This is a genomic window from Mesorhizobium prunaredense, assembly GCF_900156895.1.
Lineage (GTDB): Bacteria > Pseudomonadota > Alphaproteobacteria > Rhizobiales > Rhizobiaceae > Mesorhizobium > Mesorhizobium prunaredense.
Genome location: NZ_FTPD01000023.1, coordinates 54,391 through 77,756 on the forward strand (window position 1 = coordinate 54,391; position 23,366 = coordinate 77,756).

The window sequence follows — 23,366 nt, forward strand, 5'->3', positions numbered from 1 at the left end:
ATTTGTTTTGGCGCAACCATCAGCGCTGCTGATAGATCACCCAAACAACGGCACGACGTTGTTGGCCATGCCAAGCAGCCTGTCGATGAGCAGCGGCTCCTCATCGAAGACCGTGCCGGCCAGCGCCGGCCGGGCAAGGTAAAATCCCTGCATCAGGTCGACGCCGCCGTCCAGCGCGACGCGCAGATGCGTGGCTTGCTCGATGCCTTCGACCAGCACCTTGGCGCCGCGGTCATGCAGCGCCGAGACCAGCGGCCGGAAAAACCGTTCGGCGGCGGCATGGCGGCAGAATTCCCCGAACCAGGTGCCGTCGATCTTTACGATGTCGGGCTGGACAAGGGCGACCCGTTCTTCCGTCGAATGCCCGGTGCCGAAATCGTCGATGGCGATGCGGATGCCGTCACGCCGCATCTCGCGCGCCAGGCTGACGAGCACCTTGTCTTCGGCCGCCTGCTCGGTGATCTCGCAGACCAGCATGCCGGGGTGCAGGTCGAACTCGGCGAGACGCCTGGTCATTAGCCTGATTTCTGCCAGCGCCCACCGGGGGTCATCATTGATCAGCGGATTGTAGTTGAAGAACAGGTCGAGCCCGCCGACGCCGATGTTGCGGAAATTCCTGAGATGCAGCACCCGGCACATCGTCTCGACGAACAGGCGATCCGCCACGGGGATGCCCGCGAAGAATACGCGCGGCGCGACCGGCCTGCCGGCGCGGTGCGGCTCGATCAGGCCTTCGACGGCGACGGCCTTCAAAAACCTGCCACGCGGCGCAAAGATCGGCTGGTAGGCGCTCCTCAGCCGGAACGCGCCATAGACGCCATATTCGATCCCGACTTCGTCGGCAAAGATTGCCTCGCCGACATTGCGCCGCCTGTCGGGCCGCCCGGTCACGGCACCACCTTGCGCCCGAAAGCCCGTTTCGGCCGCGGCGAAGGCGAGACGGTCGCTGGCGCCTCGCCGGCGTCAGGCGCTGTCACCGGCGTCTGCCTTTCCTTGCCGAAGACTTGGCTTTCGTTGCCGAAGACGTGAAAGCTGGTCGGTGCAAGCTCCGGGCGCGCCAGCGCGAATCCCTGCACCATCGAGGCTCCCGATTTCTCGGCCAGTTCAAGCTGCCAGCCCTCCTCGATGCCCTCGAACACGGTGCGGATGCCTTGCTGTTCGAAACTTGCCACCATGGCGGTCAGCAGCGCGAAGCCGGCGCCGGACTCCATCAGTTGCATGATCCAGTTGGCGTCGAATTTGACGATGTCAGGCCTGAGCTCCTTGATCCGGTTGATGTCGGACTCCTCGGCGCCGTAGTCGTCGACGGCGATGCGAAACCCGTTGGCCCTGAGCGCCTCGACGAAATTGTAGAGCGTTTCCTGCGACGCCGATTTTTGCTCGGTCACCTCGCAGACGACGCGGTTCGCATCGATCCCGGCCTCATGCAGCACCAGCCGCATGTCGCGCAGCGCCTGGTCGGCGATGCTGCGATCGGTGAACACCGACGGATCGAAGTTGATGAAAATGAATGCCTCCTGCGGCAGGCAGGCGCCGGCGTTCAAAAGGTGCAGCGTCCTTGTCAGCGCCTCGATATGCAGGCGGTCGACCGTCGGACAGGCGTTGAAAAAACTCACCGGCGATTGCAGCTCGGCGTCGCGGAACGGCCGGATCAGGCCCTCGAATCCGGTGATGGACAATTTGCCGTTGCTGAAGGCAAAAATCGGCTGGAAGGCGCTTTGCAGCGTATAATTGCCCCAGACACCGCTAGCGGTGCCGTCGTCGTGACGGACGATATGGGCAAGCCCGATGCTGCGCGACACGGTTCCTCCCGTTGCGAGACTGGTGGAATGGGTCGTGATCCAGCCAACCGGAGTTTTACCGCGTGTAAGTGAATTTATTGTTGCCGGATTTGCCGGGGATTTGAGGTCTGGCTCATCCGACAATGCTTGCGCTTGGCGGGATGATGCGACATGAGAGACGCCGCGGTCGGACGGACCGCCTGGCCCTACAGGAGACAACGCCGTCATGGCCTTTCTTGCCGACGCCCTTTCCCGCGTAAAGCCTTCCGCGACCATCGCAGTGACGCAGAAAGCGCGCGAGCTGAAAAACGCCGGCCGTGACGTGATCGGGCTGGGTGCCGGCGAACCCGACTTCGACACGCCGGACAACATCAAGAACGCTGCGATCGAGGCCATCCGCCGCGGCGAAACGAAATATCCACCAGTTTCCGGCATCGTGCCGCTGCGCGAGGCAATCGCCAAAAAATTCAAGCGAGAGAACAATCTCGATTACCGGCCGGAGCAGACCATCGTCGGCACCGGCGGCAAGCAGATCCTGTTCAATGCCTTCATGGCGACGCTGAACCCCGGCGACGAGGTCATCATTCCGAGGCCGTACTGGGTCAGCTATCCCGAGATGGTAGCGATCTGCGGCGGCACCCCGGCATTTGCCGACACTTCCATCGACAACGGCTTCAAGCTGACGGCGGCGGCGTTGCAAAAGGCGATCACGCCGCGCACCAAATGGCTGTTGATGAACTCGCCGTCGAACCCGTCGGGCGCCGCCTACAGCGAGGCTGAGTTGCGCGCGCTGGCCGACGTGCTGCTCGAACACCCCAATGTCTGGGTGCTGACCGACGACATGTACGAGCACCTGATCTACGGCGATTTCGTCTTCACGACCATCGCCGAGGTCGAGCCGAAGCTTTATGAGCGCACGCTGACCATGAACGGCGTGTCGAAGGCTTATGCGATGACTGGCTGGCGCATTGGCTATGCGGCCGGGCCGGTGGCGCTGATCAAGGCGATGGACATGATCCAGGGCCAGCAGACCTCCGGCGCCTGCACCATTGCCCAGTGGGCATCGGTGGAGGCGCTGAACGGTCCGCAGGATTTCATTGCGAAAAACAAGGCGATCTTCCAGGCTCGCCGCGATCTCGTCGTGTCGATGCTCAATCAGGCGCGCGGCATCACATGTCCGTCTCCCGAAGGGGCTTTCTACGTCTATCCGTCCTGTTCCCAGTTGATCGGCAAGAAGACCAAAGCCGGCAAGCTGATCGACAGCGACGAAGCCTTCTGCTCGGAACTGCTCGAGGCCGAGGGCGTGGCGGTCGTGTTCGGTTCGGCATTCGGCCTCGGCCCGAACTTCCGCATCTCCTATGCCACGTCGGAGGCGTTGCTCGAAGAGGCCTGCTCGCGCATCCAGCGCTTCACCGCCTCGCTGACCTGATCAGGCGCATCTCGAACACCAAACCCGACTCGCAATCGGGTTTGGTGGGCTCAAAAGCCTCAGCCGCCATACTGCTCGTCTGTCACCTTCTCCAGCCAGTCGGCATGGACGCCGTCGAGCGCCTCCTGCATGGCGATATGGGCCATCGCCGATTTTGGACCGGCGCCGTGCCAATGCTTTTCGTCAGGCGCAAACGAGATGACATCGCCGGCCCTGATTGCCTGTATCGGCTCGCCCCAGCTTTGCGCTAGGCCGGCGCCTGACACGACATAGAGCGTCTGGCCCAGCGGATGCGTATGCCAGTGGGTACGTGCGCCGGGCTCGAAACCGACCATGATGGCGCGTAGCCGCGCCGGCGCTTCCTTCTCGATGATCGGCGTCTGCCACACGCGGCCGGTGAAGTACTTTTCCGGCGCAATGACGGTCGGCACGCTGCCGCAAGCAATGATCTTCATCGTCGCGAGACCTCAAGCTGATGGCGGATCGGTCGGCGACGACCGCTCCTTTTTGTCGCAGGAAGGGGCATTTTCATCCGATAACCATCATGGCGCAACCGCTTTTGCGGCTGTTCGGCGACGGGCCCTGTCACGGGATTGACGCGAAGCCCAGGCCCGCACCCGACGGCTCGCCGATCATGGCTCAACATCCGCGACATCCGGCGATCCTCCGATCTCAAATTACTTGCCCTCCCGGCTAACCCGTGGGACGATGCCTTTGGGTAGGCGGCAAACTGAAAAAAGCCCCGCCCGCGACGGTCGACAGGCCGGCCGCCGCTCCCAGGGAAACGCCTGAGTGGAGGTCAGTCATGGGAACTCGCGCCGGAGGACGACGCACGGGACCGAAATGCATTGCCATAGTCGGTCCCTTTGCAAGCGGTAAGACGACACTTCTCGAAGCCATATTGGCCCGCACGGGCGCCATCCCCCGCCAGAATCCGGTCTCCTCGGGAAACACCGTTTCCGATCATTCGCCCGAGGCACGCGCCCACGCCATGAGCGTTGAGGCGACGTTTGCCACCACCGACTTCAAGGGCGAGCAACTCACCTTCGTCGATTGTCCCGGCTCCATCGAATTCTCCTTCGAGGCAGAGCCGGTTCTGGCCGCCTGCGACATCGCCGTGGTCGTCGCTGAAGCCGATGAGAAGAAGATCCCTGCCCTGCAGCTGATCATGCGCAAGCTCGACGATCTCGGCGTGCCGCGCATCATGTTCCTCAACAAGGTCGACAAGGCGATATCAGGCGTGCGCGACACGCTGAAGATGCTGCAGCCGGCGAGCTCGGTGCCTTTGCTGCTGCGCCAGATCCCGCTGCGCAAGGACGGCGTGGTGATCGGCTCGATCGATCTGGCGCTGGAGCGCGCCTATATCTATCGCGAATATGCCGAAAGCGAAGTCGCCCAGATTCCCAGCGACGACAAGGCGCGCGAGCTCGAAGCGCGCTTTTCCATGCTGGAGACGCTCGCCGACCATGATGATCAACTGATGGAGCAGTTGCTCGACGAAATCGAGCCGCCCAAGGACGCCATCTTCGACGACCTGGCCGCCGACTTGCGCGATGGCGCCGTGACCCCGGTGCTGATCGGCACCGCCGAGAAGGGCAATGGTGTGCTGCGGCTGCTAAAAACGATCCGCCACGACGCGCCTGATGTTGAAGCGACACGCAAGCGCCTCGGCGCGCCTGACGGCAATGCGACCGTGGTCCAGGTGATGAAGACCATCCACACCGCGCATGGCGGCAAGCTGTCGATCTCGCGCATCCTGTCCGGCCAGCTTGCCGACGCCTCCGAGCTCTTCCTTTCGAACGGCGCGACGGCAAAGGTCTCCGGCATCTACAGAATGCTCGGCAAGGACCAGACCAAGCTCACCTCGGCCCCGGCCGGCGACACGGTCGCGCTCGGCAAGATGGACGAGGTCACGACCGGTCAGACCTTGAGCTCGATCAAGGGCGGCATCAAGCCCTTGATCACGCTGACGCCGCCGCAACCGGTCTATGCTTTTGCGTTGCGACCGAAGGAACGCAAGGACGAGGTCAAGATGTCGGCGGCCATCCATCGCCTTGCCGAAGAAGATCCCTCGCTCAGCGTGCGCCACAATCAGGATTCGGCTGAAACCGTGCTGTCGGGCCATGGCGAAATGCATCTGCGTGTCGTGCGCGAGCGGCTGGAGGGCAAGAACCAGATTCCGGTCGAGGGCCATCCGCCGGCCGTGCCTTACCGCGAGACGATCCGCAAAGCGGCGCAGCAGCGTGGCCGTCACAAGAAGCAGTCGGGCGGCCATGGCCAGTTCGGCGACGTGGTGATCGAGATCAAGCCGCTGCCGCGCGGCTCCGGTTTCCAGTTCACCGACACCATCACCGGCGGCGCCGTGCCGAAAACCTATATCCAGTCGGTCGAGGCCGGCGTGCGCGATTATCTGAAATCGGGCCCGCTCGGCTTTCCAGTGGTCGACGTCGCCGTCAACCTGTCCGACGGCTCCTATCATTCTGTCGATTCGTCGGACATGGCCTTCCAGATGGCGGCAAAGCTGGCGATGAAGGAAGGCATGGCCGCCTGCTCGCCGGTGCTGCTTGAACCGATCATGAAGGTTGAAATCGTCACGCCGTCCGACGCGACATCGAAAATCATCGCCCTGATCCCGCAGCGGCGCGGCCAAATCCTCGGCTACGATGCGCGGCCCGGCTGGCCGGGGTGGGATGTCGTCGAGGCGACCATGCCGCAGGCCGAGATCGGCGATTTGATCATCGAGCTGCGTTCGGCCACCGCGGGCGTGGCCAGCTATCGTGCCAGCTTCGACCATATGGCCGAACTCACCGGCCGCTTGGCCGACGAGGCGTTGAACGCCAATGGCAAGGCCGCCTGACACTGGAACTTGGCGACAGTCAGGCTGCAGAACACAAGGAAACGGCGTCCGGAAATGATCCGGACGCCGTTCTCTTGCGGACCGTCTTCGTGGGAGGCGAAACGGCAGGCCCGCCGCACATGCAGCCAACGCTTGACAGCATCAGCAGAAGAATAGTTCGGACGCGGTAGCCGCCTGAGCCCGGATCGTCCGAGTGATGCCCCCATCTCCCGCACGAACCACACCGCGTCCTATGATCTGCTTAGTCGATGCTGCGCGCCTGCGACATGTTACCTGAGGTTACATGTCACTGTTACATGACAATTTCGGTCGGCTTTGCGTCAGCCCGGCAGGTTCGGGATACAAAAAAGCCGGATCAACGAAGATCCGGCTGAGTTGATTGGAAGTGCCTGTTAGGGCTAACCTCCAGAGGGGAACACTCGAGGGCGCTAATGGGAGGAGAACGCGCCCAGGAGATGATCCAAATATGTGCTCATCATGCCCAAGAAACAAGCATCTATTTTGCAACACTCGCATGCAAAATGACACAGGCTGTGGTCTAACCCGTTGCTTGGCCTCGTAGGACCAGAAGAATCGCGAAATGCGGTGCGCGGTCAGTCAAGAATCATTGTGAAATAGCCAATCAGCGCCGATTTTCGCTCCAGAACGCAGAAAACAACGAATGATGGCGAATCAGGCAGCACGCGTTTATTTTTGCGGCAGCCATGCATCGGCCCGAAAATCGCGACCAAGGAAGCCCCGATGAGGACCCGTCAGGCGATCGCCGGCAGCGCGCTGTTCTTCATCGCAGCGCCCGGTGTGGTCGCGGGATTGCTGCCCTGGCTGTTGACCGATCGCTATCGTCTGCCATGGTCGACCCTGCCGGGCCTGGTCGCGGTCGGCTGGTTACTGATTGTCGTCGCAACGGCCTTGCTGCTTCATGCCTTCGCCCGTTTTGCTCTCGAGGGCCTGGGCACGCCCGCTCCGGTCGCGCCAACCGAGCGACTGGTTGTCGGCGGCATCTACCGCCATGTCCGCAATCCGATGTATGTGGCCGTGCTGGCGATCATCCTTGGCCAGGCGCTGCTGTTTTCGAGCGCGGCTCTCGTCGCCTATGCCGCTGTCGCCGCCGTCGCCATGGTCTCGTTCGTGAAGTTCCATGAGGAACCGACGCTTGCCCGCCGCTATGGCGCCGAGTACGAGGCCTACCGCCATGCTGTTCCAGGCTGGCTGCCCCGCCTGACGCCATGGCGGCCAACGAGGGATGATCGTCCGCGGTGATAGCGCAGACGATTTGCAGAAGGTTTAGAACGACCAGCTTCGGGCCTTGGCGATGATGAAATCGCGGAAGACGTGCAGCTTCGCCTGGTTCTTCATCGCATCGGGATAGGCGAAATAGGTGTCGAAGGACGGCACTTCGGTCTCCGGCAGCAACTGCACCAGCCCTGAGTCCTTGCTGACCACATAGTCGGGCAGCATGGCGATGCCGGCGCCACCCTGTACCGCGCGCTTGATCGACAATATGTCGTTAATCTGCAGCGTCGGCACCCTTTGCCCGCCTTCGAAATCGCCGACCGTTTCCAGCCAGTTCAATTCCGACAGATGCGCCGGCACCGGCACGCCGAAGGTGACGATGCGATGGCTCTTCAGCTCGGCGATCGACGCCGGCTTGCCATATTTGTTGACGTAGGAAGGGGCGGCGTAGAGATGGAAATGCACGGTGAACAGGCGGCGCTGTATGAGATCGGGCTGCTGCGGCTGGCGCAGTCGGATCGCGCAGTCCGCCCGGCGCATGGTGAGGTCGAGTTCCTCGTTCGCCAGGATCAGCTGCAGGCTGATCTCGGGATAGAGCTCGATGAATTCCTGCACGCGCTCGGTCAGCCAGCCGGCACCGAGCCCCACTGTGGTCGTTACCCTGAGCACGCCGGAAGGCCGATCCTTGGCCTCGGTCAGCCGCGTCTTGATCGTCTCCAGCTTCATCAGCACGTCATGCGCCGTGCGGAACAGCATCTCACCCTGCTCGGTCAGCACCAGGCCGCGGGCATGGCGATTGAACAGCGGCACGCCGACATCATGTTCGAGCGCGCTGACCTGCCGCGAGATCGCCGATTGCGACAGATGCAGTGTCTCGGCGGCATGGGTGAACGACCCAGCTTCCGCCGCAGCGTGAAACACGCGTAGCTTGTCCCAGTCCAACGCCATAATGCCCCTCGCTTGTTATTTGGCGTTTGCCTGTTTTTAGCACCTGAATGAAAAATCAGGCTTTTGCGCGGCTTTTCTCGGCCGCTTGTTTACTCCGCAGCTTCGCGGTGAACTTCGATCCCGGCGAGGTACTTTTCCGCCTCGAGCGCGGCCATGCAGCCGAGCCCCGCCGCCGTCACCGCCTGGCGGTAGATGTCGTCGGTCACGTCGCCGGCGGCGAACACGCCTGGCACGTCGGTGCAGGTCGAATCCGGTGCCGTCCACAGATAGCCGTTCGGCTTCTGCTTCAGCTTGCCGGCGAACAGCTCGACCGCCGGCGCATGGCCGATCGCGACGAACACGCCGTCGACCGTCAGATGCATCTCCTGGCCGGTCACAACATTGCGCAGCTTCAGCCCTTCCACCGACGGCGGCAGCGGCATCTTGCCGGACTGACCGGTGATCTCGTCGACGACGGTGTCCCAGATGACGCGGACATTGTCCTTCTTGAACAGCCGCTCGCTGAGGATGCGCTCGGCGCGGAAGTCGCTGCGCCGGTGGATGACCGTCACGCTCTTGGCCAGATTGGAAAGGTAAAGCGCCTCCTCCACCGCCGAATTGCCGCCGCCGATCACCGCGACATCCTTGCCGCGATAGAAGAAGCCGTCGCAGGTGGCGCAGGCCGATACGCCGAAGCCCATGAAGGTCTGTTCGCTCGGGATGCCCAGCCATTTCGCCTGCGCACCGGTGGCGATGATCAGCGCGTCGGCGGTATAGGTGGTACTGGAATCGCCCTTGGCACGGAACGGCCGCACGTTGAGGTCGACCTCGGTGATGATGTCGTTGATGACGTCGGTACCGACATGCTCGGCCTGTTTCAGCATTTGCTCCATCAGCCACGGACCCTGGATCGGATCGGCGAAGCCCGGATAGTTTTCGACATCGGTGGTGATCATCAACTGGCCGCCCTGTTGCAGGCCGGCGACCAGCATCGGCTTCAGCATGGCGCGGGCGGCGTAGATTGCCGCCGTATAGCCGGCGGGACCGGAGCCGATGATGAGAACGGGTGCGTGCTTGGACGTCATATCAGGGCTTTCACAACAACCGGACGCGAATGAAGCGTCCGGCACAGGGATCGATTTCGGCCCTAATCTAGGTGTTGCGGACGACGCCAGCAAGACGACCTGGCCTTCGTCCCCGGAAAGCTTCCGCACAAACAGACGATCCATGAACATCTTGGCGCGGTGGCTGTGCCAAAATCACCGACTTAGAGACTGTTTCGAAATTCGCTCTGGCGAGTCATATGGTGGTGGTTTCGAGAACCGGCGCGCAGCGGACATTGGGTCCGTGAGCACCGGAAGCGCAGAAAATGCCATCAGATGGCCGCCAGAGTAGAGTTTCCAAACGGTCTCTGAAGGGATGGAATGGACACCGACGTGGTTTAATTACAAAATTACGAAAGATTCTTGCGTGAAGCGCCAAAGGTATCCATGCCGCTCAAAGCCGATCTCGATGCCATCGACTGGAAGATCCTGCGCGAGCTTCAGCACGACGGGCGGATGACCAATGTCGAGCTGTCCGGCCGTGTCGGCATTTCGGCGCCGCCATGCCTGCGTCGCGTCAGGCGGCTGGAAGAGACCGGCATCATCCGCGGCTATCGCGCCTTGCTCAATGCGCCGGCGCTCGGCCTGGATGTCGTCGCCTTTTGCCTCATCGGCCTGCATCACCAGGCCGACGCGGAGCTGAAAACCTTCGCCGAACGCACCCGCGGCTGGCCGATCGTTCGCGACGCCTGGATGGTGTCGGGCGAATCCGACTTTTTGCTGCATTGCGTGGCGAGCGACCTCGGCGCCTTTCAGACCTTCGTCATCGAGGAACTGGCCTCGGCGCCGAATGTCGACACGGTGCGGACGGCACTGACCATCCGTCGCGTCAAGGACGAGGGCCTGGTGGCTTTCAGCGAAGCGAGACCTTAATCCCGGCCGAGCTCGGCGACGGCGTCGCAGAGTTTGCTGTGATCGTTATCGGTCGTCAGCTTGCGCGTCCTGAACATACGTTCGCCGGAAGTCCGATTGGACCTGCCGTTCACCAGCCAGCCCTCGCCTAGCCCGGCTCGCCGCCCGGCTTCCATGTCATCGGCCTTGTCGCCGACGATGATCGATCGGCTGATATCCACGCCCAGCAGATCGCGGGCGCGCAGAAGCATGCCCGGATTGGGCTTGCGCATTGGATGATCACCTGCTGCCAGTTCGCCCGTCCCGCTCGAATGGTAGGCGCAGGCGAGCACCAGATCGATCCGGCAATTCTGCGCTTCGAGAAGCGCCAGCAGCCGGGCATTGACCGCGGCGAACTCCGGCCAGCCGAAATAGCCGCGGGCTATGCCTGACTGGTTGGAGACCACGATCGCCGGCAGGCCGGCCATGTTGGCCGTTCGGATCACCGGCAGCATCTGCGGCCGCAGCACGATGTCAGCCGGATCGCTGGGATAGCCGCTATCGACATTGATGGTGCCGTCGCGGTCGAGGAACAACGCCGGCGTGCCAGCTGGAAAAACCGGGCTACCGATCCACTCGACCCACAGGCCCGGCGCTTCGAGCGGGTAGTGATCGGACCTCACGACCGGGCCGGTGTCAGCCATCACAGAGGCGCGCTTCGACCATTTCGCACAGATGATGATAGAGGCACAGATGCCCCTGCTGGATGATCGGCGTCGAGGTCGAGGGCACGTTGAGCAGGATGTCGGAGAGCGGCTTGAGCTTGCCGCCGCTGTCGCCGGTCAGGCTGATCACCGTCATGTCCATCACGCGCGCCTGTTCGGCGGCGGCGAGGATGCTGGCCGAGTTGCCGCTGGTCGAGATGGCGAGCAGCACAGCCCCCGCGGCGCCATGCGCCTCGACCTGGCGTGAAAACACCGTGTCGAAGCCGTAATCATTGCCCCAGGCGGTCAGCACCGCCGCATTGGCCGGCAGCGCGATGACGTTGTAGGCCTTGCGCTCCTTAAGGAAGCGGCCGACCAGTTCGCCGGCGATGTGAATGGCGTCGCTGGCCGAGCCGCCATTGCCGCAGATCAGCAGCGCCTTGCCCTGCGAAAGTGCGGCGACGACGGCGGTAACCGCCCGCTCCATCTCGCCAGTGAGGTCGCGCTCGACCATCGCAGTGATCGCGGCCGCCGAGCGGGCCAGGTAGTCGTTCAGTTCGGACATGAAAACCTCAGTTTGTGCTGCCGGCGCGCAACTTGCCGATGGTGCCGGTGGTGCTCTTGCCGGCGACGAGATCGACCAGCACGACGCGGCCGCCCGCCTTTTGGACGATTTCGGCGCCGACCACCTGATCGATCGTGTAGTCGGCGCCCTTGACCAGTATGTCTGGCTTCAGCGCCTCGATCAGCGCGAGCGGCGTGTCTTCCTCGAAGACGACGACGGCATCGACCGAGGCAAGCGCGGCCAGCACGCAGGCGCGATCATGCTCGTCGTTGACCGGGCGTCCCGGCCCTTTCAGCCGGCGCACCGAGGCATCGCTGTTGAGGCCGAGAACCAGCCGGTCGCACTGGCTGCGCGCCGCATGCAAAAGGCTGACATGGCCGGCATGAAGGATATCGAAGCAGCCATTGGTGAAACCGACGCTCAGGCCTTCGTCCTTCCACGTCGCCACCAGCCGTGCGGCGGCAGCAGCATCGAGGATTGCATCCTTGTGGGCAATCGGTCCATGCGAGCGAAACAGCGCGCCGGTGAGTTCTTCGACCGTCAGCCGTGCGGTGCCGCGCTTTCCCACCACCACGCCACCGGCCGCATTGGCGATGGCCGCGGCAATGACGCGGTCGGCGCCCGCAGCCAGGGCCAACGCAAACGTAGCGATGACAGTGTCGCCGGCGCCGGAAACGTCGAACACCTCCCGCGCCTGCGTGGCAATGTGGCGGGCATCGTCCGCGTCGACGACGCTCATGCCTTTTTCGCTACGCGTCGCGACGACGAAATCGAAGCCATGTGCCGAGATCAACTCACGCGCCGCGGCCACGATCTCGTCATCGGCAAACACCGCGCGTCCGACCGCCTCGCCAAGTTCCTTGCGATTGGGCGTGATCGCCGTCGCCCCGCAATAGCAAGCATAGTCGCGGCCCTTGGGATCGACCAGCACCGGCTTGCCCGCCTCACGGCAGATCGAGATCAGCTCGCCGGCGACGCCGTCGAGCAATATGCCCTTGCCGTAGTCGGACAGGATAACGATGTCGGCTTGCGCGAGCGCGGTGCGGAAATGCCGGACCAGCGTTGCCCGCTCAGCGTCGCGCAGCGGCTTGATTTCCTCTTCGTCGAAACGCAGCACCTGCTGGTTGAGCGCGCTGAAGCGGCTTTTCGACGAGGTCATCCGGTTGGCGTCCTGCGCGAGACCGCCAGTGTCGACGCCAAGCTCGGCGAGCATGCGCATGAGATTGTCGCCGGCCGGATCGGCGCCGATCACCGAAACCGGTATCGCGGCAGCGCCGAGCGAGACGATGTTGGCGACGACATTGCCGGCGCCACCCATCGCCGAGGTTTCGCCACGCCCGCGCAGCACCGGAATGGGCGCTTCAGGCGAAATCCGCTCGATGACGCCGTTGACGAAACGGTCGAGGATGAAGTCGCCGACCACCAGCACGGTGACGTTGCCGAACCGCGAGATGGCGCGGTGAAGCGGTTCGGGAGAAGGCAGGTATTGCTCGCTCATGTCATCTTCGACGTGCAATGAGAGCCGGTCCCGATGCTGTGAAAACGCTGGACTGGCAGGGCTGGTCGTTCATGGCGAAGCCGATATACCGCAATTCGGCTCAACGCAACGGCAGGCTCGGAACGGACCACAGCCAACGCCGGTTGGCGGATCAACTTTCTGCAAAGCCACATGAATACCCAATCCGACGAGCACCGCGCCGCCCGCACGCCGCATCAGGCGTTGCGCGTCGTTTGACGCTCGCCCAACCGCCGGATTGCGACCTGCTTTATCGACAGCCCCGCACGCCTCCCCTATAAGGGCCGGAATCGGCACAAGATACCAGAGGCTTTCATGATCATCGTCACGGGCGGCGCCGGCATGATCGGCTCAAACATAGTCGCCGCGCTCAATGCCGAAGGGATTAGCGACATTCTCGTCGTCGACGACCTGACCGACGGCCACAAGATCGCCAATCTCGCCGACCTGCAGATCGCCGATTATCTCGACAAGGACGATTTCCTGCCGCGGATGGAGGCCGGGGACCTCGGCCGCATCGAGGCCGTCTTCCACCAGGGCGCCTGCTCGACCACCACCGACTGGAACGGCAAGTTCATGATGGAGGTGAACTACGCCTATTCGAAGCGCCTGCTGCATGCCTGCCTGGCGCTGCGGCTGCCATTCCTCTATGCCTCCTCGGCTTCCGTCTATGGCGGCGGCGCCGAGTTTCGCGAGGAGCCGGACTGCGAGCGCCCGCTCAATGTCTATGCCTATTCAAAGAAGCTGTTCGACGACTATGTCCGCCGCACCGTCTTCGATACCGATCATTCGCCGGTGGCCGGTCTGCGCTACTTCAACGTCTATGGGCCGCGCGAGGCGCACAAGGGCGCCATGGCCTCGGTCGCCTACCATCTGTTCAACCAGGTCGAGCAAGGCCACAACCCAAAGCTGTTCGGCGCCTATGACGGTTTTGGACCTGGCGAGCAGAGCCGCGACTTCATCCATGTCGGCGACGTTGCCGATATCAATCTGTGGTTGTGGAAACGCGGCTCAAGCGGCATCTTCAACTGCGGCACCGGCCTTGCCCAGCCGTTCCGCGCCATAGCCGAAACGGTGATCGGCACGCTCGGCAAAGGCGAGATCGAGTTCATCGACTTCCCCGATCACCTGAAGGGCAGCTACCAGAGTTTTACGCAAGCTGATATGTCCCGGTTGCGCGCCGCCGGTTACAATGGTCAGTTTCGCACAGTGGAAACCGGCGTCAGAGACTATGTCGAATGGCTGAAAGCCCAACGATCCTCGTGATCGGCCCACGCTGGGTGGGCGACATGGTGATGGCGCAGTGCCTGTTCTCAGCGCTGAGACAGCTTCACCCGGACGCGGCGATCGACGTGCTGGCGCCGGCATGGGCGGCGCCACTGGTCAAGCGGATGCCCGAAATACGCCAGCAGGTCGATCTGCCGCTGAAATCCGGAGCGCTGGAATTCCGCATGCGAAGGCGCTTCGGCCGCCTGCTGCGCGGCCACTACGACATCGCCTATGTCATGCCTGGAAGCTGGAAGTCGGCGCTGGTCCCGTTCTTTGCCCGCATTCCGCGCCGTGTCGGCTACCTCAAGGAAATGCGCTACGGGCTGCTGACCGATATCGTTCCCTTGCCCGACGATGTGAAACGGCGCACGGCGCAGGCTTATTTCGGCCTCGCGCAAGGCGGCACGTTCCGTACTCCCAAGCTCGCCGTCAACACGAAAAACCAGGCGGCATTGCTGGGCCGCTTCGGGCTGGAGGCGAAAAAATTCGTCGCGCTGATGCCCGGCGCCGAGTTCGGCCCCGCCAAACGCTGGCCGAGCGAACGCTATGCCGGCGTTGCCCGCGATTTGATGGCCAAAGGTTTTGCGGTCGCGCTGTTCGGGTCGAAGAACGACGCCGACGTAACGGCGGAAATCGCCACGCTTGCACCGGGCGCTGTCGACCTCGCCGGCCAGACGCGGCTGGAGGACGCCATCGACCTGATCGCCGCGGCCAGGCTTGCGGTGTCGAACGACAGTGGGCTGATGCATGTTGCGGCCGCGGTCGGCACGCCGATCGTAGCCGTATACGGATCGACCTCGCCGCACAATACGCCGCCGCTCGCCGAGCAGCGCGAACTGGTCTGGCTCGGCCTGTCCTGTTCGCCCTGCCACCGGAAAATCTGCCCGCTCGGCCACCTCAACTGCCTGAACACGCTTGAGGTGGCACAGGTCGCGGCGGCGGCGGAACGGCTGCTGGAAATGCCGGCCGCCGCATGAGGGTGCTCATCGTCAAGACATCTTCGATGGGTGACGTCATCCACAGCTTTCCTGCCGTCGAGGATGCGCGCCGCAACCGGCCGGACGTGTCGTTCGACTGGTGTGTGGAAGAGGCCTTTGCCGGCATCGTGGCGCTGCATCCGGCGATCGCAACCATCCACACCGTGGCAATCCGGCGCTGGCGCACAAGCCCGCTTGGCCGCGGCACATGGCGCGAGGCAGCGGGGTTGCGCCGCGCCTTGCGGGATTGCCGCTACGATCTCGTCATCGATGCGCAAGGATTGCTGAAGTCGGCCGTGGTGGCGAAACAGGCCGCGGCGCCGATCGCCGGCTTCGACCGGTCGAGCGCTCGCGAGCCTTCGGCGACCTTGTTCTACGACCGCCACTATGCAGTGCCGCGCGACCTGCACGCCATCGAACGCACAAGGCGGCTGTTCGGGCTGGCGCTCGGCTATGAACCGGATTTTTCCGGGCTCGAGTCCGGCATCGTGCCGCCGGCCGTCGGTTCGACTTTTGTCGGCGGAAAAACCGCCTTCCTGCTGCACGGCACCAGCCGCGAGGACAAGAAATGGCCGGTCGGCAACTGGATCGAGACTGCCCGGCTTCTCGTGGAAAGAGGAATGACGCCGGTCACCACCTGGTCGAACGACAGGGAAAAGGCGGTTGCCGAGGCGATCGCCCAAGCCGTTCCACAGACCGCGCTGGTGCCGAAATCACCGCTTGCCGAGATCGCCGCGATCATCGGCCGGTCGGTGCTGATCATCGGCGCCGATACCGGCCTTACCCACCTCGCCAGTGCCTTCGGCCTGCCGACCGTCGCGGTGTTTGTGGCGACCGAACCCGGCCTGACCGGCCCGCGCGGGCCGTTCTCGTCAACGCTGCTGGCCGCGCCCGGCAGCCGCATCTCGCCGGAGGAGGTGGTGGTGGAGGCAGAGAGGCTGCTTGCGCTCAAATCGCAGGCCGCGACATAGGACCTTTTCAGAATTCGCTCTGGCGAGTCGAATAGCGTGGTTTTCGAGAACCGGAGCGGAGCGTACCTAAAGTACGTGAGCTTCGCGCATGACCCCGAAAATCGGAATCGATTTTCGGAAAGGATCATGCGCAAATCAAAAGACCTACAGCGTCCTTTGCGCGTCCAAAAGACGCGCGGCGCTGTAGGAAGCGCAGAAAACCGCGCTAGTCGGCCGCCAGAGTAGAATTATCAAAAGGTCCTAAATGAACTGCACCTGGACGATCTCATAGCCCCGCGCGCCGCCTGGCGCGTTGACCTCGATGGCATCGCCGACTTCCTTGCCGATCAGCGCCCGCGCGATCGGTGAGGAGATCGAGATGCGGCCGGACTTCACGTCCGCCTCCTGGTCGCCGACGATCTGGTAGGTCTTCTTCTCTTCCGTGTCCTCGTCGACCAGCACCACGGTCGCGCCGAACTTGACCTTTTCGCCGCTGAGCTTGGTGATGTCGATCACTTCGGCGCGGGCGATAAAATCCTCGAGCTCGTTGACGCGGCCTTCATTGAGACTCTGCGCCTCTTTCGCCGCGTGGTATTCCGCGTTTTCAGAGAGATCGCCGTGCGAGCGCGCTTCGGAGATCGCTTCGATGATGCGCGGCCGCTCTTCCTGCTGGCGCCAGCGCAGTTCTTCCTTCAATGACGCGAACCCCTCGCCTGTCATCGGGACCTTGTTCATCATGCCTGACCTTTCCTGCCGCCGCCCCCGCATTCCGGGAGCGACCTTGTCAATGGGTACAAAAAGAAAACGGTCCGGCAGCCTCGGGCTAACGGAACCGTGTCACCGCTATTTCCCTCAATATAGCAATCTTCGCGGGTTTTTCACGCCAAAAAATCGGTTTTGAAAAATTCGCCCGCCATTTGCGGAAATGCCGTCATGGCAGCCCGGCTGGCCGGGCGAGCGGCAATAAAAACCGGCTGCGATTGCTCACAGCCGGTGTGAGGCGTGTTCGGGCTTCGAATCAGCTCTTCATGAAACGGTCTATCTGCTCGGACAGCATGCCGTATTCACGAGATCCCTTGCCGGTGCGCTTCTCGATCTCGCGGAGCTGTTCCCGGGCGCCGGCGAGATCGCCGATCTGCAGATGCGCCTCGCCGAGATATTCACGTACCAGCGTGTAATCAGGATCGATGCGCAGCGCTTCCTCATAATAGCCGAGACCGACGGCGACGCGTCCGGAATGGCGGTGCGAGTAGCCGAGGTAGTTGAGGATGCGAGGGTCTTTCTTGTCCGCAGCCAGGCTGAGCACGACGATCGCCTCGTCATAACGTCGGGCCATCGCCAGCGCGCGGCCGGCTTCATAGATATTGTCGTCGTCCAGCATGCCTTGCTTGGGTGCAACGCATTTCTTCAGCTTCTTGTCCCAGACCTTGCCTTTCTTGCACTGCGTCGTCTGGCCGCCACCATCGCTGCCGGCGCCGCCGCCGCCTCCACCTTCACCGGCCGCAAACGCCGGAACAGCAAACAGCGGCAGGGCGGCAACCGCCAGAACCTGGATCAGCAATCGTCTGCGCATCGAACCCTCCTTGAAGCATGACAATGCAAGACTAACGCCGGGCAAAAGCCGTTTCATCCCGGAAAAAAGTCCCGCCCACTGAAAGCTTTTTTAACGACCCGCGCCAGTCGGAAAATAGAAGCGCGAACAAAACGTGACGAGCGCTGCAAATCCGCTATCATCCAGCAAACGCCAACGGAGTATACGGAGACGGCCAGTGCAGCGGCGCCTTGAAAAAGAATGGGAGCTTTCGATCGGTCCCGACACGGTGCGCCTGTTCATCCTCAAGGCGAAGGCGTTGAGCGCCGCCGTCAACGAAGACTATGCCGATGGCGCCGAGCACGAGGTAGAACTCGATGGCGAGGCGCAAGACAACCATCATCATGACGGTCTCGTCGAGGAACGTTCCGAAGACCTCACCGAAGAAGAGCTGCGCGAGCTGATCAACGACCTCAATGTCGACGAGGCGGCCGAACTCGTCGCCCTCGCCTGGGTTGGACGCGGGGACTATGACGCCTCGGAATGGGCGGACGCGCTGACGGCCGCGCGCGAGCGCGCCAACAAGCGCACGGCGAAATATCTGCTCGGCATGCCGCTGTTGGCCGACTGGCTGGAGGAAGGGCTGGAAGCGATCGGTGCGTAACACCGCGGTTACCGTTTGTGATCGGCCAAAGCCCTCGTTCAGGGCAACTTCCGCATTCGCCCGCCGTTAAGGGCGAATGGCGGCGCTGACTCCTTCCACATCGATCAGATTGGCCGGATTGATCAGATTGGCGCTATCTTTGGCGGCGGCGATGCTGTCCGCAGGAGCGGCCTTGGCCCAAGCTCCGGAATTGCCTGATACCGTGCCCGTCCCGGAGCTCAATCAGTCGCAATCAGCGCAAGAAGCCGCACCTGCCGACGTGCCGATCCCCGAGCCGCGCCCTGGGGATGCGCCAAAGCCTGATCAACCCGCGACCGACAAAATGGACCAGCAGAAGTCGGACCAGCATCAGGAAGCCCGGCCGGAGCCGCCGGCAGTCGCTCCGACGCCGGCCGAAAAGCCCGCCGAGGCAGAACCACCGGCCGCCGCGCCAAAACCACCGGAGAAGCCGGCGCAAGCGCCGAAGAAAGAAATCCCTCCCGACCCGCGCTCGGCCGCTGTGCCGCAGGAGAAAATGCCGGACGAGGAACTGGCCTGCCGCAGGCGGCTGAAGTCGATGGGCGTCGACTTCGAGGAACGCAAAGCCGAGCACGATGCGGCGGTCGGCTGCTCTATCCCCTATCCGATCGCACTGAAGACGCTGGGCAAGTCATTGGATATCAACCCCGAAATCGAGTTGAACTGCCAGATGGCCGAGGCCGCCGCGCGCTTCGCTATCGATATCGTTCAGCCGGCGGCCAAGGCCGAGCTCGGCGCCGAACTCAAGTCGGTCGACCAGGCATCCGCCTTCGTCTGCCGACACCGCAATGGCGGCGGGAAATTGTCGGAGCACGCCTTCGGCAACGCGCTCGACATCGCCAGCTTCACGCTTTCGGACGGCAGGAGGATCGGCATCGGCCCGGCGCCGCCGGAAAAGGACGCGAAATTCCTGAACGCAATACGCAAGGCAGCCTGCGGACCGTTCAAGACCGTGCTTGGCCCGGGCAGCGATGCCGATCATTCGCTGCATCTCCATCTCGATCTTGCACCGCGCCGCAACGGCGGCACCTTCTGCCAGTGATATGGTTCCGCACCGACGCGCGCCGCAATTTGGCCGCAGCCGTAAACGCAGCCGCTGATTTTTCCTTTACTGTTGGCGGGTAAGCTCCGTTTCATCTGATCATGACCCCGAAAAGTGGGATCCGGTTTTCGGAGAAAGATCAATGATCAAACGATGACATAGAGCCTGATCGGCTCGGGGACTGGGAACCTGCCAATGGCCGGGATATTTCGCGCCGCGTCTGTCGCCGTGCGGCAAGTGAGACGCGCGCGCATGATTGCCGGCGGGCTTGCCATCGCAGCGATCTCGGCCTGCACCACCGGCAGCGTGCTTTCGCTGGAACCGGCCGTCGATGTCGGCAGCCAGACATCAGCTGTCCCAGAGTACGCCGGCCAGAAATACGCTGGAATGCAGCGCCTCGTCCCGTCCAACCCTTACATGACCGCCGCCTATCCGCGCATGGACGAGCCGATGGCGCCGACCGAACAGATGCCGGCCAGCGAGGTCGAGTGCCGCAAGGATTTGAAGCGCCTGGGCGTCGTCTACACCGACCTTGCGCCGATCCGCGAAGGCCAGTGCGGCATCGACTACCCGGTCAAGATCTCGGCCATCGGCAGCATCGGGATGAAGCCGGCCGCGACGCTGACCTGCGACATGGCCGCCACCTTCGCCGGCTGGGCCAGGAATGAACTGGTCCCGTCCGCCCGCTGGCGTTATTTCTCCGGCGTCAGGACCATTCGCCAGGGCTCGAGCTATTCCTGCCGCAGGATCGCCGGCGAAGGCACGCTGTCGGAGCACGGCAAGGGCAACGCGCTCGACGTCATGAGCATCGAGCTCGGCAATGGCAAGGAGATCGACGTGCGCAGGCCCGGCCTGTTCGCCTTCCGCACCCGCGGCTTCCTCAACACTGTGCGCGCCGACGGCTGCCAGTATTTCACCACCGTGCTCGGCCCCGGCTACAATTACGACCACCGCAACCATTTCCATTTCGACATCAAGAACCGCAGGAACGGCTACCGCGCCTGCCGCTGAACCCGAGCGCGTGCCCACTGCCCAAGGTCTGCGCCGCCGCGTAGAATGACGCCACATAAGGTGATGTCATATCGCTCGGGTGGTGTCTCGTGAGCCGACGAAGCCTTCGACGACGCGCAACGACCTGGCTGGTGGCGTTCTGTGCCGGCTATCTCATGCTCGCCTATTTGGCCGCGCCGGAATTCTGGACCCTGCGCGACCGCAACTTCCGCACGCAGCGCTTCGAGATGGTGACGCACACGCCGCAAGGCATCGCGGGCGATCCGATCAATGTCGGCCTCGTCGGCACCAAAAAAGAGCTGGTCCACGCCTTCGCAATCGCCGGATGGGACACGGCCGACGCCCTCACGCTGGAGACCGCGGTCGAGATCGGCGAAAGCGTGCTGTTCGATCGGCCCTATCCCGACGCGCCGGTCAGCCGGCTGCTGTTCGAAGGCCGTGCACAGGATCTGCCTTCGAGAAGCCGGTCGGCGACAGTGCCGACCGGCGTCATCATGTCCGCTTCTGGCAGACCGATGCGACCGGAGACGATGGCCGGCCGCTCTGGCTGGGTGCGGCAAGCTTCGATCGCGGCGTCGGCCTCAGCCACGACACCGGCCAGGTCACACACCATATCGGTCCCGACATCGACGCCGAGCGCGACTTGCTGATCCGCGACCTGTCTGCCGCAGGCATGCTGATCTCGACGAGCGAAATCCCAGGCATCGGTGCGACAAAGTCCGGGCGCAATGGCGGTGGCGATCCCTATTTCACCGACGGCAAGGCGGTGGTGGGCGTGCTGCGGCAACTGCCGTAGGCGCAGGACCAACGGCCGGCCTTCCGCCTCGAGTCTTCCGCCTGCTATCGGGACCCGGCGATCACGATCTTGCCGAACGGTCCACTCTCCAGATGTTCGAAAGCCTGCGGCACCTCGTTGAAACCATAGACCTTGTCGATCACCGGCTTGATCGCAAGCGTCTCGATCGCCTCGTTCATCCGCTCGAAGGCGCGGCGGTGACCGATCGAGATGCCCTGCACGACAATCCGGTTTTGCAGGAACGGGATGATCGGAAAGCTGAGCTCCATGCCGCCCAGAAGGCCGATGACCGACAGCCGGCCGTCGGCGCCCAATGCATTGAGCGAGCGCCGCGCATTATCGCCGCCGACCATCTCCAGCACATGCCTGATGCCTGCGCCATCGGTCAGGTCGCGTGCAACTTCGTCCCATGCCGGCTGCGTGCGATAGTTGATCACCTGCCAGGCGCCGAGTTTTCTTGCGCGCTCAAGCTTCTCGTCGCTGCTTGACGTGACGATGGCGCGCAGCCCGAAGGCGGCCGCAAACTGCAGCGCAAACAGCGACACGCCGCCAGTGCCCTGGATGAGCACGGTCTCGCCCGGGATCGGTCTTGTCGCCTCGACCAGGGCGAACCACGCCGTCAACGCCGCGATCGGCAGCGTCGAGGCCTCGGCGTCGCTGAGAGAAGGCGGCGCCGCCACGGCGGCATCTTCGTGGAAAAGCACATAATCGGACAACGTGCCGGGCAGCGACGACCCAAGCGTATGCTTGTGCAAAACAGGCGGTGCGTCGCCGTCCGGCCAATCGGCGATCACCTGGCCAAGCACACGCTGCCCGACGCGGAAGCGGCTGACCTCGCCTCCGATGGCCACCACTTCGCCGACGGCGTCGGATGTCGGCACGAAAGGAAACGCAAGGTCCGGGATCAGCACGCCGTCGACGATCATCCTGTCCTTGTAGTTCAGCGCAACGGCTTTGATCCGCACCAGAAGGTCGCGTGGTCCCGACTCGGGAATCGTTCCTTCAGCCGGCTCCAGCCTTGACAGGCCGAAACCGGTCATCTGCCAGGATTTGTTGATTTCAGGTCTCATTTTCGGTCCGCGCTCCGTTGTTGGTGGCCACGCGAGACATCTAGGCGATTTGACTATAGATAAAAGCGCTTCCATACGGCATATTAGGAAACAAATTGAGGACTTGTATTCTACAATTAAGGGGAAGCTCATGGAATCGGCCAGCCTGCAAGGCGTTCTCGCATTCGTACAGACGGTCGAGGCCGGCAGCTTCACCGGCGCCGGCCAGCGGCTGCATGTGACCAAGTCGGCGGTCGGCAAGGCGGTCGCGCAACTGGAGCAGCGATTGGGTGTCCGCCTGCTCAATCGCACAACCCGCAGCCTGAGCCCGACCAGCGAAGGCTTGGGTTACTACGAAGCCTGCGTCAGGGCGCTGTCCGAAATCGAAACCGCCCAGTCTTTGCTCGCCGCACGTCGGCTGGTGCCTTCCGGCCGGCTACGCGTTGACGTGCCGCTGGCCTTCGGCCGCAGATGCGTTGCACCCGTGCTCTTCGATATTTCCAGACAGTTTCCGGACCTGACGATCGAAATCTCCTTCAATGACCGGCGCGTCGACCTGATCGAGGAAGGCATCGATCTGGCGGTCCGCATGGGCGACCTCGACGACAGTCTGTCGCTGGCTGCGCGCCGCATCTACGCCCAGCATTCGGCGGTCTGCGCGGCCCCCTGCTATCTCGAAAAACACGGCAGGCCGCGATCGATCGAGGACCTCGCCAGCCACAGCGTGATCGGCTATGGCCGCGACGGCATTGTCCGGCCCTGGACCGTAAGACATGCCGACGGCCATGTTGGAAAATTCGTGCCAAGGCCGCGGCTTGTCCTCGGTCACGGCGAACCGATGCTGGATGCAGCCCTTGCCGGCTGTGGCATCGTCTTTCTGCCGACTTGGCTGGTGGCCGACAGCCTCAAGAGCGGCGAACTCGAGACGGTCCTGTCGGACTGTCTCGTCGAAGACATCGTCGTGCACGCCATCTGGCCGGTGACGCGCAGCCTGACGCCAAAAGTCCGCGTTGTCGTCGACGCCCTGATCGAGCATTTTTCGTCGCCGCCATGGGATGCCGCATGAGATGGTTGCGCCCGCCGGCATGAAAAATGACGGCCGTCTATTTTCGA

General features: G+C 63.1%; 22 protein-coding genes and 2 pseudogenes. 12 read left to right on the forward strand and 12 right to left on the reverse strand.

The features are described 5' to 3' along the window. Positions 1-36: 36 nt before the first annotated feature. Together BQ8794_RS17940 and BQ8794_RS17945 are read right to left on the reverse strand one after the other, a co-directional pair. On the reverse strand, positions 37-891 hold the full coding sequence (locus tag BQ8794_RS17940; RefSeq protein ID WP_077379857.1) for an EAL domain-containing protein: 855 nt from the start codon (positions 889-891) through the stop codon (positions 37-39). Beyond that, positions 888-1,802: an EAL domain-containing protein gene (locus BQ8794_RS17945; protein WP_077379859.1), complete on the reverse strand. Its 915-nt coding sequence runs from the start codon at positions 1,800-1,802 to the stop codon at positions 888-890. Before BQ8794_RS17945 ends, BQ8794_RS17940 begins: the two co-directional genes overlap by 4 nt. A 205-nt stretch (positions 1,803-2,007) precedes the next feature. Between BQ8794_RS17945 and BQ8794_RS17950 the strand changes: the two genes are divergently transcribed. Further along, positions 2,008-3,210: a pyridoxal phosphate-dependent aminotransferase gene (locus BQ8794_RS17950; protein ID WP_077379861.1), complete on the forward strand. Its 1,203-nt coding sequence runs from the start codon at positions 2,008-2,010 to the stop codon at positions 3,208-3,210. 59 nt (positions 3,211-3,269) lie between these two features. On the opposite strand, the gene BQ8794_RS17955 is transcribed toward BQ8794_RS17950, so the two are convergent. Beyond that, the gene (locus BQ8794_RS17955; RefSeq protein ID WP_077379863.1) at positions 3,270-3,665 is read right to left on the reverse strand and encodes a (R)-mandelonitrile lyase; all 396 of its coding nucleotides are present in this window, start codon (positions 3,663-3,665) and stop codon (positions 3,270-3,272) included. A 350-nt stretch (positions 3,666-4,015) separates the two neighbouring features. Here BQ8794_RS17955 and BQ8794_RS17960 point away from each other — a divergent pair, with 350 nt between their 5' ends. Together BQ8794_RS17960 and BQ8794_RS17965 are read left to right on the forward strand one after the other, a co-directional pair. Next, a complete protein-coding gene (locus BQ8794_RS17960; protein WP_077379865.1) occupies positions 4,016-6,067 on the forward strand; it encodes an elongation factor G in 2,052 nt (683 codons plus the stop codon). A gap of 741 nt (positions 6,068-6,808) precedes the next feature. Beyond that, positions 6,809-7,327 (forward strand): methyltransferase family protein, encoded by a 519-nt coding sequence (locus tag BQ8794_RS17965; RefSeq protein WP_077379867.1) that lies wholly within the window; start codon positions 6,809-6,811, stop codon positions 7,325-7,327. Positions 7,328-7,351: 24 nt separating this feature from the next. Here BQ8794_RS17965 and BQ8794_RS17970 read toward each other — a convergent pair whose 3' ends face one another. Both BQ8794_RS17970 and trxB read right to left on the reverse strand, forming a co-directional pair. Beyond that, a complete protein-coding gene (locus BQ8794_RS17970; RefSeq protein ID WP_077379869.1) occupies positions 7,352-8,248 on the reverse strand; it encodes a LysR family transcriptional regulator in 897 nt (298 codons plus the stop codon). 89 nt (positions 8,249-8,337) lie between these two features. Beyond that, positions 8,338-9,312: a thioredoxin-disulfide reductase gene (gene trxB / locus BQ8794_RS17975; protein WP_077379871.1), complete on the reverse strand. Its 975-nt coding sequence runs from the start codon at positions 9,310-9,312 to the stop codon at positions 8,338-8,340. A gap of 405 nt (positions 9,313-9,717) precedes the next feature. Here trxB and BQ8794_RS17980 point away from each other — a divergent pair, with 405 nt between their 5' ends. Beyond that, entirely contained in the window at positions 9,718-10,203 is a 486-nt protein-coding gene (locus BQ8794_RS17980; protein ID WP_077379873.1) for an Lrp/AsnC family transcriptional regulator, read from the forward strand. Here BQ8794_RS17980 and BQ8794_RS17985 read toward each other — a convergent pair. The 4 genes and pseudogenes from BQ8794_RS17985 to BQ8794_RS36595 all read right to left on the reverse strand — a co-directional run. Continuing rightward, positions 10,200-10,865 (reverse strand): D-glycero-alpha-D-manno-heptose-1,7-bisphosphate 7-phosphatase, encoded by a 666-nt coding sequence (locus BQ8794_RS17985; protein WP_077379875.1) that lies wholly within the window; start codon positions 10,863-10,865, stop codon positions 10,200-10,202. The genes BQ8794_RS17980 and BQ8794_RS17985 overlap by 4 nt on opposite strands. Continuing rightward, positions 10,858-11,430 (reverse strand): D-sedoheptulose-7-phosphate isomerase, encoded by a 573-nt coding sequence (locus BQ8794_RS17990; protein WP_077379877.1) that lies wholly within the window; start codon positions 11,428-11,430, stop codon positions 10,858-10,860. Before BQ8794_RS17990 ends, BQ8794_RS17985 begins: the two co-directional genes overlap by 8 nt. 7 nt (positions 11,431-11,437) lie before the next feature. Continuing rightward, positions 11,438-12,928, reverse strand: a complete 1,491-nt coding sequence (gene rfaE1, locus BQ8794_RS17995) for a D-glycero-beta-D-manno-heptose-7-phosphate kinase (protein ID WP_077380392.1) — start codon at positions 12,926-12,928, stop codon at positions 11,438-11,440. 156 nt (positions 12,929-13,084) lie between these two features. Continuing rightward, a pseudogene (locus BQ8794_RS36595) lies at positions 13,085-13,171 on the reverse strand (LysE family translocator); the annotation flags it as partial. Positions 13,172-13,261: 90 nt separating this feature from the next. On the opposite strand from BQ8794_RS36595, the gene rfaD reads away from it, so the two are divergent. The 3 genes from rfaD to waaC are packed head-to-tail and all read left to right on the forward strand — an operon-like array spanning position 13,262 to position 16,163. Further along, on the forward strand, positions 13,262-14,212 hold the full coding sequence (gene rfaD / locus BQ8794_RS18000; RefSeq protein ID WP_077379878.1) for an ADP-glyceromanno-heptose 6-epimerase: 951 nt from the start codon (positions 13,262-13,264) through the stop codon (positions 14,210-14,212). After that, positions 14,185-15,192 carry a lipopolysaccharide heptosyltransferase II gene (gene waaF, locus BQ8794_RS18005; RefSeq protein ID WP_077379880.1) on the forward strand — a complete coding sequence of 336 codons (1,008 nt, stop codon included), beginning with the start codon at positions 14,185-14,187 and terminating at the stop codon, positions 15,190-15,192. The genes rfaD and waaF overlap by 28 nt, the downstream gene beginning before the upstream one ends. Further along, complete coding sequence (gene waaC / locus BQ8794_RS18010) at positions 15,189-16,163, forward strand: lipopolysaccharide heptosyltransferase I (RefSeq protein ID WP_077379882.1); 975 nt, start codon at positions 15,189-15,191, stop codon at positions 16,161-16,163. Before waaF ends, waaC begins: the two co-directional genes overlap by 4 nt. Before the next feature lie 240 nt (positions 16,164-16,403). Here waaC and greA read toward each other — a convergent pair whose 3' ends face one another. Together greA and BQ8794_RS18020 are read right to left on the reverse strand one after the other, a co-directional pair. Further along, positions 16,404-16,877, reverse strand: coding sequence for a transcription elongation factor GreA (greA, locus tag BQ8794_RS18015; RefSeq protein ID WP_023799806.1), 474 nt, complete (start codon positions 16,875-16,877; stop codon positions 16,404-16,406). Between the two features lie 283 nt (positions 16,878-17,160). Then, positions 17,161-17,715, reverse strand: coding sequence for a tetratricopeptide repeat protein (locus BQ8794_RS18020; RefSeq protein ID WP_077379884.1), 555 nt, complete (start codon positions 17,713-17,715; stop codon positions 17,161-17,163). A 196-nt stretch (positions 17,716-17,911) separates the two neighbouring features. Here BQ8794_RS18020 and BQ8794_RS18025 point away from each other — a divergent pair, with 196 nt between their 5' ends. From BQ8794_RS18025 to BQ8794_RS18040, 4 genes and pseudogenes are all read left to right on the forward strand, one after another. Further along, entirely contained in the window at positions 17,912-18,337 is a 426-nt protein-coding gene (locus tag BQ8794_RS18025) for a DUF3775 domain-containing protein (RefSeq protein WP_077379886.1), read from the forward strand. A gap of 76 nt (positions 18,338-18,413) precedes the next feature. Further along, complete coding sequence (locus BQ8794_RS18030) at positions 18,414-19,397, forward strand: extensin-like domain-containing protein (RefSeq protein ID WP_077379888.1); 984 nt, start codon at positions 18,414-18,416, stop codon at positions 19,395-19,397. 195 nt (positions 19,398-19,592) lie between these two features. After that, a complete protein-coding gene (locus tag BQ8794_RS18035) occupies positions 19,593-20,408 on the forward strand; it encodes an extensin-like domain-containing protein (protein ID WP_077379890.1) in 816 nt (271 codons plus the stop codon). An 89-nt stretch (positions 20,409-20,497) separates the two neighbouring features. Next, positions 20,498-21,204: pseudogene (locus BQ8794_RS18040) on the forward strand (LssY C-terminal domain-containing protein). A 44-nt stretch (positions 21,205-21,248) separates the two neighbouring features. Here the strand turns inward: BQ8794_RS18040 and BQ8794_RS18045 are convergent. Further along, positions 21,249-22,274 (reverse strand): zinc-dependent alcohol dehydrogenase family protein, encoded by a 1,026-nt coding sequence (locus tag BQ8794_RS18045; protein ID WP_077379892.1) that lies wholly within the window; start codon positions 22,272-22,274, stop codon positions 21,249-21,251. Between the two features lie 130 nt (positions 22,275-22,404). Here BQ8794_RS18045 and BQ8794_RS18050 point away from each other — a divergent pair, with 130 nt between their 5' ends. After that, positions 22,405-23,319 carry a LysR family transcriptional regulator gene (locus BQ8794_RS18050; RefSeq protein WP_077379894.1) on the forward strand — a complete coding sequence of 305 codons (915 nt, stop codon included), beginning with the start codon at positions 22,405-22,407 and terminating at the stop codon, positions 23,317-23,319. Positions 23,320-23,366: the final 47 nt, after the last annotated feature.